The 11794-nt window shown below is 71.3% G+C and carries 12 protein-coding genes; 7 read left to right on the top strand and 5 right to left on the bottom strand.

What is annotated here, in order from left to right; translation table 11 throughout:
* Positions 1-70 precede the first annotated feature (70 nt).
* Positions 71-811, top strand: coding sequence for a Mut7-C RNAse domain-containing protein (locus tag ACH4TP_RS36035; protein WP_398188393.1), 741 nt, complete (start codon positions 71-73; stop codon positions 809-811).
* A 30-nt stretch (positions 812-841) separates the two neighbouring features.
* Here the strand turns inward: ACH4TP_RS36035 and ACH4TP_RS36030 are convergent, their stop codons facing one another.
* Positions 842-1327 carry a MarR family winged helix-turn-helix transcriptional regulator gene (locus ACH4TP_RS36030; protein WP_389227353.1) on the bottom strand — a complete coding sequence of 162 codons (486 nt, stop codon included), beginning with the start codon at positions 1325-1327 and terminating at the stop codon, positions 842-844.
* Between the two features lie 56 nt (positions 1328-1383).
* Entirely contained in the window at positions 1384-1944 is a 561-nt protein-coding gene (locus ACH4TP_RS36025; protein WP_398188399.1) for a TetR family transcriptional regulator, read from the bottom strand.
* A gap of 114 nt (positions 1945-2058) precedes the next feature.
* Here ACH4TP_RS36025 and ACH4TP_RS36020 point away from each other — a divergent pair, with 114 nt between their 5' ends.
* A complete protein-coding gene (locus tag ACH4TP_RS36020; protein ID WP_398440252.1) occupies positions 2059-3519 on the top strand; it encodes an FAD-dependent oxidoreductase in 1461 nt (486 codons plus the stop codon).
* 35 nt (positions 3520-3554) lie between these two features.
* Here the strand turns inward: ACH4TP_RS36020 and ACH4TP_RS36015 are convergent, their stop codons facing one another.
* On the bottom strand, positions 3555-3941 hold the full coding sequence (locus tag ACH4TP_RS36015) for a hypothetical protein (protein ID WP_389227345.1): 387 nt from the start codon (positions 3939-3941) through the stop codon (positions 3555-3557).
* Positions 3942-4113: 172 nt separating this feature from the next.
* On the opposite strand from ACH4TP_RS36015, the gene ACH4TP_RS36010 reads away from it, so the two are divergent.
* Entirely contained in the window at positions 4114-4449 is a 336-nt protein-coding gene (locus ACH4TP_RS36010) for a YnfA family protein (RefSeq protein ID WP_116160384.1), read from the top strand.
* Between the two features lie 64 nt (positions 4450-4513).
* Positions 4514-5278 (top strand): SDR family NAD(P)-dependent oxidoreductase, encoded by a 765-nt coding sequence (locus tag ACH4TP_RS36005; RefSeq protein WP_352025845.1) that lies wholly within the window; start codon positions 4514-4516, stop codon positions 5276-5278.
* Positions 5279-5343: 65 nt separating this feature from the next.
* Here ACH4TP_RS36005 and ACH4TP_RS36000 read toward each other — a convergent pair whose 3' ends face one another.
* Positions 5344-6537, bottom strand: coding sequence for an RtcB family protein (locus tag ACH4TP_RS36000; protein WP_398440251.1), 1194 nt, complete (start codon positions 6535-6537; stop codon positions 5344-5346).
* 174 nt (positions 6538-6711) lie between these two features.
* On the opposite strand from ACH4TP_RS36000, the gene ACH4TP_RS35995 reads away from it, so the two are divergent.
* From ACH4TP_RS35995 to ACH4TP_RS35985, 3 genes are all read left to right on the top strand, one after another.
* Positions 6712-7614, top strand: coding sequence for a DUF3558 domain-containing protein (locus ACH4TP_RS35995; RefSeq protein WP_398440250.1), 903 nt, complete (start codon positions 6712-6714; stop codon positions 7612-7614).
* Positions 7615-7695: 81 nt separating this feature from the next.
* A complete protein-coding gene (locus ACH4TP_RS35990; protein ID WP_389227335.1) occupies positions 7696-8439 on the top strand; it encodes a DUF3558 domain-containing protein in 744 nt (247 codons plus the stop codon).
* 129 nt (positions 8440-8568) lie between these two features.
* Positions 8569-9831 carry a DUF2637 domain-containing protein gene (locus ACH4TP_RS35985; protein ID WP_398440249.1) on the top strand — a complete coding sequence of 421 codons (1263 nt, stop codon included), beginning with the start codon at positions 8569-8571 and terminating at the stop codon, positions 9829-9831.
* An 83-nt stretch (positions 9832-9914) separates the two neighbouring features.
* On the opposite strand, the gene lysS is transcribed toward ACH4TP_RS35985, so the two are convergent.
* Positions 9915-11636, bottom strand: a complete 1722-nt coding sequence (gene lysS / locus ACH4TP_RS35980; RefSeq protein WP_389227326.1) for a lysine--tRNA ligase — start codon at positions 11634-11636, stop codon at positions 9915-9917.
* Between the last annotated feature and the right edge of the window lie 158 nt (positions 11637-11794).

Here is an 11794-nt window from a genome sequence, read left to right as displayed (position 1 = left end):
AAACCAAGGCCCCGCCCAGCCGCACCGAATCCCCTGGCCCCCCACCACCCCCCGATGCCATCCTGTCCCCGTGAACGGACCGGAGATCCACATCAGCTTCGCCCCCGGCCTCCACCTCTTCGTCCCCCCGGAGCGCCGCGCAGCCCCCACCCCCCTCATCACCGACGGCACCTCCTCCCTCGGCCACGTCGTGGAGTCACTGGGCGTCCCCCTCACCGAGGCCGGTCGACTCCTGGTCGACGGCCGACAGGTGGACGTCTCGCACGTCCCCGCCGCGGGCGAGACCGTCGAGGTGGAGAGCGTCGTCCGCCCGCAGCCGGCACCCCCCGGCGCACCGCTCCGTTTCCTGCTCGACGTCCACCTCGGCACGCTGGCCCGGCGCCTGCGGCTGCTCGGTGTGGACGCGGCGTACGAGAGCGAGGACATCGGCGACCCCGCCCTCGCCGCGCTCTCCGCGCGCGAGCGGCGCGTGATGCTCTCGCGGGACCGCGGCCTGCTGCGCCGCCGTGAGCTGTGGGCGGGCGCCTACGTCTACAGCGACCGGCCGGACGACCAGCTCCGCGACGTACTGGAGAGGTTCGCGCCGCCGCTCGCGCCCTGGACCCGCTGCACGGCGTGCAACGGGGAGCTGAGCGAGGCCGACAAGGACGCGGTGCGCGAGCGGCTGGAGCAGGGCACGGAGAAGACGTACGACGTGTTCGCGCAGTGCGTGGAGTGCGGCCGGGTCTACTGGCGCGGCGCCCACCATTCCCGCCTGGAGGCGATCGTGTCGGACGCGGTACGGGAGTTCGGCGGGGCGACGGCGCGCTGAGAGCCGCCCGGGTCGCCGCCCCGCGCGCGCTCAGCCGAGGTCGCCGCCCCGCAGCCGCTCGACCTGCGCCGCGCTGACCTCGACGGTGCGCCGCATGTGGGTGGTGAGCAGGGCGACCTCGGCGTCGCTGTAGGCGTCGAACATCGTGCCCCAGGTGTCGTTCAGCTTCCGCCAGAGCTCGCCGAGCTCGGCCATCCGCTCGGGGACGAGCGCCACGAGGACCCGGCGCCGGTCCTCGGTGGAGCGCTCGCGGGTCACGTAGCCGGCGCGTTCGAGCCGGTCGACGAGCCGGGTCGCGGAGCCGGTGGTGAGCCCGGTCAGCCCGGCGACCCGCCCGATGGTCACCTGGCCCTCCTCCAGGCCGAGCAGGTTCAGGCACTGGACGTCGGTCGGATGGAGCCCCAGGTGGTCGGCGACGGCCTGGTTGAAGAGGGCGTAGGCGGCCATGTAGCGGCGGGCCTCCCCGTACAGCTCGGTCATGAGCGCCTCGCGCCGACCGGAACTCTTCTGCGTCATGCAGAGATCGTACGGCCCGGGCCCCACGGCGCCACGGGCCGGACGGACCCGCGCGCTCAGGGCGCCTCGGCGGTCAGATAGCGCTGCACGGTGGGCCCCAGCCAGGCGACGACCTCCTCGGCGGACATCGCGACGGCCGGCGGCAGGCGCAGCACGTAGCGGGCGAGCGCCATGCCGAGGATCTGGGACGCGACGAGCGCCGCCCGGCGCGGGGCGTCCGCGGGGTCGGGGCAGACGCCCCGGGCGACCGGCCCGAGCTGCTGGGCGAAGACCTCCTGCATCCGCGCGGCCCCGGCCTCGTTGGTGACGCCCACCCGCAGCATCGCGGTGAGGACCTCGTCGCGCTCCCAGCGCTCCAGGAAGTGCGTGACCAGGACGGCCCCGATGTGGCGGGCGGGCAGGGCGCCCAGCGCGGGCAGGCCGATCTCGATGTCGGAGGCGGCGGCGAACAGCCCCTCCTTGTTGCCGTAGTAGCGCATCACCATCGACGGGTCGATCCCGGCGTCGCGGGCGATGGCGCGGATGGTGGCGCGCTCGTACCCGTCGGAGGCGAAGCGCTCGCGGGCGGCCTCCAGGATGGCGGCCCTGGTGGCGTCGGAGCGGCGGACGGTCGTCATGCCAACGACTGTAGGCCAACACCCGTTGACATGCCAACCGAAGCGCTCTAACGTTGCCAACAAGCGTTGACCAACACCTGTTGGCAAACGGTCACGGGCACCCAGGAGGCACCCATGAGCACCAAGGAAACGGACCACACGAACGACACGCAGGCGAACACGAGCACCACGGACACCGACGTACTCGTCATCGGCGCGGGCCCCACCGGCCTCCTCCTCGCCGGCGACCTCGCCGCCGCCGGCATCGACGTCACCCTCGTCGAGCGCCGCCCGCAGGGCTTCTCCAACATGACCCGGGCCTTCGGCGTCCACGCCCGCACCCTGGAGCAGCTCGACGCCCGCGGCCTCGCGGACGAGCTCCTCGCCACCGGCACCACCCTGACCACGGCCCGTCTCTTCGGCCGCGTCGACCTCGACCTGACCCGCCTGCCCACCCGCTTCAACCACCTGCTCGTCACCCCGCAGTACGAGGTCGAGCGCCTCTTAGAGCACCGCGCGGCCACCGCGGGCGTCACCTTCCGGCACGGCACGGAACTGCGCGGACTGCGCCAGGACGCCGCCACCGTCACCGCGGAGCTCACCGGCCCCGACGGCACCCCGCTCACCCTCCGCGCCCGCTACCTGGTCGGCACGGACGGCGTCCGCAGCTCCGTACGCAGCACCCTCGGCCTCCCCTTCCCCGGCCGCTCCGTGATCCGCTCCATCGTCCTCGCCGACGTGCGTCTCACCGAGCAGCCCGCCGACACGTTCAGCGTCAACGGCTCCGAGGACGCCTTCACCTTCATCGCCCCCTTCGGCGACGGCTGGTACCGGGTCATGGGCTGGACCCGCACCCGCCAGGTCCCCGACAGCGAACCCGTCGACCTCGACGAGATCCGCGAGATCACCCGCCGCGCCCTCGGCACCGACCACGGCATGCACGACGCCCGCTGGATCTCCCGCTTCCACAGCGACGAGCGCCAGACCCCCGCCTACCGCGTCGGCCGCGTCTTCCTCGCCGGAGACGCCGCCCACGTCCACTCCCCCGCCGGCGGCCAGGGCATGAACACCGGCCTCCAGGACGCCGCCAACCTCTCCTGGAAGCTCACCGCCGCACTCCGCGGCGAGGCACCCGACCCCGAGGCCCTCCTCGACAGCTACCAGTCCGAGCGCCACCCCGTCGGCGCCATGGCGCTCCGCAACAGCGGAGCCCTCCTCCGCCTCGCGATGGCCCACACCCCGCTCACCCGCACCGTCCGCGCCCTCGTCGCCCGCCTCCTGAGCACGGTCCGGCCCGCCTCGGCCCGCGCCCTGGACATGCTCAGCGGCATCGGCATCGCCTACGCCCCCGCGCCGGGCGCCGGGCGCCTCTCGGGCCGCCGCGCACCCGACGTCCAGCTGCGCGAAGGCCGGCTCCACGAGCTGCTCCGGCAGGGCGAGTTCGTCCTGATAGCCCCGCAAGGAGCGACGCCCGCACCGCCGGCGACCGCCCCGGTCACCCCGAAACACCTGGTCCGGGCCACCTGGCAGGACCCCACCAAGCGCACGGCGGTCCTGGTCCGCCCGGACGGCTACGTCCACTGGACGAGCCACTGACGGCCGACGACCCCGGAAGACGGCCGACGGCGGCCTCAGAAGACGTACGGATCCCCGGTGGCCAGCACCAGCACGCGATGCCGGTCGTTCCCCGGGTTCCGGTCGGCGACCCCGTCCCGCCAGGCTGTGGTGACCTCGACCGTCATCTCCTCCGGGAAACCCGCGGTCCGCAGGTCGAGCGCCAGCTCACCGGCACCCCCCGCGGCCCGGAGCGCGCCCGTCCGGCAGGACACCACCCGATCGCTGCTCCACAGACAGGCCGGCGGCAGCTCCTGGCCGCCCGCCATCGGCTCGGAGAAGGCGAGCCGGACGGTCGCCTGGGGGATGTCGGCGGGCCCGCGGTTCTGGCTGACCAGCCAGACGCCGACCCTCCCGTCCCAGAGGGAGACCTGCCCGTGGTGGGACAGATCCGCCTCACCCACGGCCCCCGGCCCCGTAGCACCGGCACTCCCGCCGGACCCCGTCACCACCACGGCCGCGAGAGCGACCCCGAGCACACCCATCCTCAATCGACGCATGGACTCAAAATACCCACGAATAATCACACATCATGACAATCAACTCACTCAGCGTGTCCCATGTCAGGCTGCCCCCATGCTGATCGCCCGCTCCATCGCCCTGTTCGTCCTCGCCGCCCTCTTCGAGATCGGCGGCGCCTGGCTCGTCTGGCAGGGCGTCCGGGAACACCGCGGCTGGATCTGGATCGGCGCGGGAGTCATCGCCCTCGGCGTCTACGGCTTCGTCGCCACCCTCCAGCCCGACGCCGAATTCGGCCGCGTCCTCGCCGCCTACGGCGGAGTCTTCGTCGCCGGCTCCCTCGCCTGGGGCATGGCCGCCGACGGCTACCGCCCCGACCGCTGGGACGTCACCGGCGCCCTCATCTGCCTCGCCGGCATGGCCGTGATCATGTACGCCCCCCGAGGCCGCTGACCCCGCCCGCCTATCCTGACCGGGCGATCGACCCGCAATCGACCACACGCGCGAGGAGCACGTCATGACTGCCGCCGGCACCCCCATCGCCGTCATCACCGGAGCCAGCAGCGGCATCGGCGCCGCCACCGCCCGACAGCTGGCCGCCGCCGGCTACCGGGTCGTCCTCACCGCCCGCCGCAAGGACCGCATCGAAGCCCTCGCCGCCGAGATCAACGAGGCCGGCCACCAGGCCACCGCCTACGCCCTCGACGTCACCGACCGCGCCGCCGTCGACGAGTTCGCCACCGCCTTCCGCACCCTCGCCGTCCTCGTCAACAACGCCGGCGGCGCCCTCGGCGCCGACCCCGTCGCCACCGGCGACCCCGAGGACTGGCGCCGCATGTACGAGGTCAACGTCCTCGGCACCCTCCACATGACCCAGGCCCTCCTCCCCGCCCTCACCGCGAGCGGCGACGGCACGGTGGTCGTCCTCTCCTCCACCGCCGGCCACTCCACCTACGAGGGCGGCGCGGGCTACGTCGCCGCCAAGAACGGCGCCCGCGTCCTCGCCGAAACCCTCCGCCTGGAGATCGTCGGCACCCCCGTCCGCGTCATCGAGATCGCCCCCGGCATGGTCAAGACCGACGAGTTCGCCACCACCCGCTTCCGCGGCGACACCGACAAGGCCGCCAAGGTCTACGCCGGCGTCGCCGAACCCCTCACCGCCGACGACGTCGCCGACACCATCACCTGGGCCTGCACCCGCCCCCCGCACGTCAACATCGACCTCCTCGTCGTCCGCCCCCGCGCCCAGGCCTCCAACACCAAAGTCCACCGCGAGCTCTGACACGTCCGGGCGAATCCCAAAGCCACTGGGGTCCGGCGCGACATTCGCGCCGGACCCCAGTGGTCTCAGCCCTTCACGTTCACGACCTGCTTGAGCTTGGCGACCACCTCGACCAGGTCCCGCTGCTGCTCCATGACCTGCTCGATCGGCTTGTAGGCGCCGGGGATCTCGTCCAGGACGCCGGCGTCCTTCCGGCACTCCACGCCCCGCGTCTGCTCCTCCAGGTCCCGCACCGTGAAGCGTCGCTTCGCCGCGCTCCGGCTCATCCGCCGGCCCGCGCCGTGCGAGGCGGAATTGAAGGCCTTCTCGTTGCCGAGCCCCTTCACGATGTACGAGCTGGTGCCCATCGAGCCCGGGATGATCCCGAAGTCGCCACGGCCGGCGCGGATCGCGCCCTTACGCGTGACCAGCAGATCCATGCCCTCGTACCGCTCCTCCGCCACGTAGTTGTGGTGGCAGGAGATCTCGGTCTCGAAGGTCACCTTCGCCTTCCGGAACTCCCTGCGGATCACTTCCTTCAGGAGCGCCATCATGATCGCGCGGTTGTACTTCGCGTACTCCTGGGCCCAGTACAGATCGTTCCGGTAGTCCGCCATCTGCGGCGTGTCCGAGACGAACACCGCCAGGTCGCGGTCGACCAGCCCCTGGTTGTGGGGCAGCTTCTGAGCCACGCCGATGTGGTGCTCGGCCAGCTCCTTGCCGATGTTGCGGGAGCCGGAGTGCAGCATCAGCCACACCGAGCCTGCTTGATCAAGACAAATCTCGATCAGGTGGTTGCCGCTTCCGAGCGTTCCCATCTGAAGCATGGCCCGTTCGTGACGGAATTTGACCGCTTCCGCCACCCCGTCGAACCGCGCCCAGAAGTCCTCCCACCCCGCCGTGGGGAACTGGTACAGCCTCTTCGGGTCCACCGCCTCGCGGTGCAGGCCCCGGCCCACCGGGATCGCCTGCTCGATCTTCGAGCGGAGGCGGGACAGGTCGCCCGGAAGGTCGTTCGCGGTGAGGGAGGTCTTGACCGCAGACATGCCGCAGCCGATGTCGACACCGACCGCCGCCGGACAGACCGCGCCCTGCATCGCGATCACCGAACCGACGGTCGCGCCCTTGCCGTAGTGCACGTCCGGCATCACGGCGAGGCCCTTGATCCACGGCAGCGTCGCCACGTTCTGCAGCTGCTGCATGGCGCCGCCCTCGACCGAGGCGGGGTCGGCCCACATCCTGATCGGTACTTTCGCGCCCGGCACCTCTACGTACGACATACTTCCTCGATTCCCCCGAAAAGACTGATAACGCAAAAACCGGAGCCAAAGCCCGTACAGGTGACAGGGGACCGGCATCAACGGCTGCGTGTGCGATAGACATTGTGTCCACCGGCCGGGTTCGCGCGGCAAACAGTTTTCGGGAATGACTTCGGGTGAAGGGAGCCTGGGACCGTGCAGCGAAAGAGGTACGCACCCGGTCGCACCGGGTCCACGGCGCGCACCGCCGTCGCCCTCGCACTCGGCCTCGGGCTGGGGGCCGGCCTCACCGCCTGTTCCGCCGGCACCCCGGCCGACGACGTGGCCGTCGACGCCAAGGCCGGCCAGGCCGCCGCCCCCCTCGCGCCCCCCGGCCGCTACCGCACCCTCTTCGAGCCCTGCGGCGCCGTCCCGCAGGCCACGCTCAAGGACCTGCTCCCGGGCGCCGCCGCGCTGCCCGACGCCGAGCGCGACAAGGCGTACCGGGGCGTCGCGGCCGTCACGTACGACACGGACCGGCGTGTCGGCTGCACGTGGAAGGCCGACACCCCGGACACCTCGCACCGGCTGTCCCTCGACATCGAGCGGGTGGTGTCGTACGACGCGGCGGTCAGCGACGACGCCCGGGCGCAGGAGGTGTACGCCCGCAAGCAGCTCGCGGTGGGCATCCCGCTGCCGCCCACGGCCTCGCCCACCCCGGCCACGGGCGCGCCCACGGGTGCCGCCTCCGCCTCGGGCAAGCCGGCCGCGGCCACCACCCCGCCGGGCAAGCCGACGACGACCGGCACCGGCACCGCCGCTGCCACCGGCACCACCGCCCCCGCCTCCTCGGGTGCTCCCGGTGCCGATCCGAGCGGTCTGGAGCCCCGTGTCCTCGACGGTCTCGGGGACGTCGCGTACGTGGACGACGTGCTCAGTGCGGTCGGTGCGAACAGTCATCAGCGCGCCGTGAGCGTGGTGTTCCGCACATCGAACGTGATCGTGACGGTGTCCTACCGGGAGCAGACCACGGGTTCCGCCGAGGTGCCGGACAGCGCGGAACTGCAGGAAAAGGCCCGGAATCTGGCTCGGCAGCTCGCCGACCGGCTGGAGGAGTAGCGGTTCGCATCCGCTCCGTGAGCGGGCGGCGACCACGTAACGTGTCGGCGTACTCGTGGCCGACAAGCGACTGAAGGAACCATGCAGCGATCAGCTCCGCGAACGCGTCTCTCCCGCATACTCGCCTGCGCCGCCGTCCCGGTGATGCTCGTCGCCGCGGGGTGCTCCTCGGATTCCGGCGACTCCGGCAAGGCGGAGGGGCAGGGCCAGGGCGCGGCGTCCGCTTCGGCGTCGGTGACGCCTTCGCCGTCGCAGTCGACGAAGACGGTCGAGCCGGCGAGGTTCGCGAAGCTGCCGGAGGTCTGCAAGGCGATCTCGGCGAAGACGACGGCGTCGCTGGTGCCGAAGGCGAAGACGAAGAACGGTACGCCGGCCGCGTCCAGTGATCTGGCGAGCCGTGGCGGCTGCTCGTGGAACGGCCTCGATGACAAGGGCGTGAAGGGTTCGCAGTACCGCTGGCTGGACGTGTCCTTCTACCGGTACGAGTCGGACGTGACGCTCGGCAGCGGTCAGGAGCGTGCGCGGGAGAACCTGGCGAAGGAGCTGGCGAAGGTCCAGGGGACGCCGGGCGCGAAGAAGCTGAAGACCTTCACGGCGAGCGGCATCGGGGACGAGGCGAACACCGTCACGTACCAGCTGCGCAAGACGGACGAGGACTTCCAGTACACGTCGATCGTGGCGCGTACGGGGAACGTGCTGGTCCTGCTGTCGTACAACGGTGCGGGTTACGCGGGTGCCGAGACCCCGTCGGAGAAGACGGTGACGGACGGTGCGGCGAAGGCGGTCAAGGAGGCGGTCGCGGCGGTCGCGGCGGCCAACAAGTAGTCACGAACCAGTGCAGAGTGGCATATTCGCGCGGAGCCCGTCCCTCCCCCGGGGGCCGGGCTTCGTGCACGTGTGCCACTCTGTGCGCGCCGGATGTCGAATGACGGGAGGGGATCGCGGGTGGCCGCGATGGAGCTGAATCGTACGCACCGAATACTCATCGGCCTCGTCATCGGCGGTGCGCTGATCATCGCGGGGATCGGTTTCGCGGGTTCGTACGCCGCTGTGCGCGAGCTCGCCCTGCACAAGGGTTTCGGTACCTTCTCGTACTTCTTCCCGATCGGCATCGACGCGGGCATCTGTGTGCTGCTCGCGCTGGACCTGCTGCTGACGTGGCTGCGGATCCCGTTCCCGCTGCTGCGTCAGACGGCGTGGGTGCTGACGGCCGCGACGATCGCGTTCAACGGTGCGGCGGCCTGGCCGGATCCGCTGGGTGTGGGGATGCATGCGGTGATCCCGGTGCTGTTCGTGGTGTCCGTGGAGGCCGCGCGGCATGCGGTGGGCCGGATCGCCGACATCACGGCCGACAAGCACATGGAGGGTGTGCGGATCACCCGTTGGCTGTTGTCGCCGGTGCCGACGTTCCGGTTGTGGCGGCGGATGAAGCTGTGGGAGCTGCGTTCGTACGAGCAGGTCATCAAGCTGGAGCAGGAGCGGCTGGTCTACCAGGCGCGGCTGCAGGCGCGTTACGGGCGGATGTGGCGGCGCAAGGCTCCGGTGGAGGCGCTGATGCCGCTGCGTCTCGCGCGGTACGGGGTGCCGCTGGCGGAGACGGCGTCGGCGGGTCTGGCGGCGGCGGGTATCGATCCGGCGGTGCTGCCTGCGGAGTCCGGGCTTCCGGCTCCGGCCCCGCAGCTCGCGCAGCCGGTGGCGCTCGCGCAGGTCCAGCAGGCGGCGCTCCCGGCGCAGGTGCAGGCACAGGTTCCGGACCCGGCTCAGGCGCAGGCCCCGGCTCAGGTCCCGGTTCCGGCCCCGGCAGGGCCGGTGAATCACGAGAGCCACTGGTTCGACGCCTCGCAGGTCTCTCCGGAGTCGTACGAGGGGAACTACAACCCTCAGATCGTGGAGGGCCTGGAGCCCATGCCGGTCCCGGTGCCGCAGGGTCCGGAGGATGTTCCTCCGTCGGGTCCGGAGGAGTTCGTGGAGTACCCGGAGTACGTGGAGCAGCCGGAGCCGCGGGCCGACGACTTCGAGGAGGTCGTCTACAAGGTCATGGATTCGTACGTGCACGAGCACGGGAAGTTCCCGGCCGAGACCGAGCTGGCCCGTCTCGTGGCCGACCAGTACGGCCTTCCGGAGTTTCCCGCGAGCGAGATCGGTCTGCTGCGGCAGGCGGAATCCGGTGCGCAGGAGCGGGTCCAGCAGGCGAGGGCCGACGTGGACACCCCGTAACGAGCTGTGGAAAAGGGCCGCCGCCCCGGTCTCCCGGGGCGGCGGCCCTTTCACGTGCTCAGGCGCGTGCGCAGGTCAGCGGCTCAGACGGCGAGCAGCTTGCGCACCCGCTCGGCGCCCACCGCGAGCAGCAGGGTGGGCAGGCGGGGGCCCGTTTCGCGGCTGACGAGGAGCTTGTAGAGCAGGGCGAAGAAGGCGCGCTGGGCGAGCTTGAGCTCGGGCGTGGGCTTGGCCTCGGGGTCGAGGCCGGCCATGATCTTCGGGACGCCGTAGACGAGGGTGGTGAGCCCGTCGAGCGACCAGTGGGTGTCGAGTCCGTCGAGGAGGAGGCGGAGGGACTCGCGGCCTTCGTCGTCGAGGGAGCCGAGGAGTTCGGTGTCGGGCTCGTCGCGGACGATGGTGCGCTGGTCGGCCGGGACCTGGTTGGTGATCCAGTTCTCGGCGCGGTCGAGGCGCGGGCGGACCTCGTCGAGGGAGGTCACCGGGTTCTCGGGGTCGAGTTCGGTGAGGATCCGCAGGGTCTGCTCGTCGTGGCCGGCGGTGATGTCCATGACGGAGGCGAGGGTGCGGTACGGGAGCGGGCGCGGGGTGCGCGGCAGCTCGCCGGCGGCGGTGCGGGCGGCGCGGGTGTGGGCGGCGGCGTCGGCGGGCAGGGCGGTGCCGTCGGCGACCTTGGCCTCCAGCTTGTCCCACTCGTCGTAGAGCCGCTGGATCTCCTGGTCGAAGGCGATCTTGAAGGACTGGTTGGGCCTGCGGCGGGCGTAGAGCCAGCGCAGGAGCTGGGGCTCCATGATCTTCAGCGCGTCGGCGGCGGTGGGCACGCCTCCGCGCGAGGAGGACATCTTGGCCATGCCGCTGATGCCGACGAAGGCGTACATGGGGCCGATGGGCTGGACGCCGTCGAAGATGCGGACGATCTGGCCGCCGACCTGGAAGGAGGAGCCGGGCGAGGAGTGGTCGACGCCGGAGGGCTCGAAGATGACGCCCTCGTAGGCCCAGCGCATGGGCCAGTCGACCTTCCAGACGAGCTTGCCGCGGTTGAACTCGCTGAGCTTGACCGTCTCGGTGAAGCCGCAGTTCGTGCAGGTGTAGGCGAGCTCGGTGGTCTCGTCGTCGTAGGAGGTGACCGTCGTCAGGTCCTTCTCGCACTGGCCGCAGTAGGGCTTGTACGGGAAGTAGCCGGAGGTGCCGCTGGAGCCGTCGTCCTCGGCGGCGGCGCCGGAGCCCTCCTCGGCTTCGAGCTCGGCCTCGTCGAGGGGCTTCTGCGACTGCTTCTTCGGGGCCTTCTTCGTCCGGTACTGGTCGAGGATGGCGTCGATGTCGCCGCGGTGCTTCATGGCGTGCAGGATCTGCTCGCGGTAGGCGCCGGCGGTGTACTGCTCGGTCTGGCTGATGGGGTCGTACTCGACGCCCAGCTCGGCGAGCGACTCGACCATGGCGGCCTTGAAGTGCTCGGCCCAGTTGGGGTGGGGCGAGCCGGCGGGGGCCGGGACGGAGGTCAGCGGCTTGCCGATGTGCTCGGCCCAGGACGCGTCGATGCCCTCGATGCCGTTGGGCACCTTGCGGTAGCGGTCGTAGTCGTCCCAGGAGATGAGGTGGCGGACCTCGTATCCGCGGCGGCGGATCTCGTCGGCGACCAGGTGCGGGGTCATGACCTCGCGGAGGTTGCCGAGGTGGATCGGGCCGGACGGGGAGAGGCCGGAGGCGACGACGACCGGTTTGCCAGGCGCACGTCGCTCCGACTCGGCGATGACCTCGTCCGCGAAACGGGAGACCCAGTCGGTCTCGGTGCTGCTCTGAGCCACGGTCGGTACGTCCTTCTTCCTTAGGGGTGCTGCCTGACAGCCCTACGAGAGCCATTCTCCCAGACGGAACGAGACTCCCGGAGGTTGTCCACAGGCGGTGATGTCGGTCGGGGAAATGACGTTGCGCTCCCATGGGACACTTGACAAGCGAATTAGAC

The sequence above is a fragment of the Streptomyces sp. NPDC021012 genome, from assembly GCF_044333355.1.
Lineage (GTDB): Bacteria > Actinomycetota > Actinomycetes > Streptomycetales > Streptomycetaceae > Streptomyces.
The sequence above is the reverse complement of the archived record's forward strand: the minus strand, read 5'-3'. Positions and strand labels throughout refer to the sequence as shown.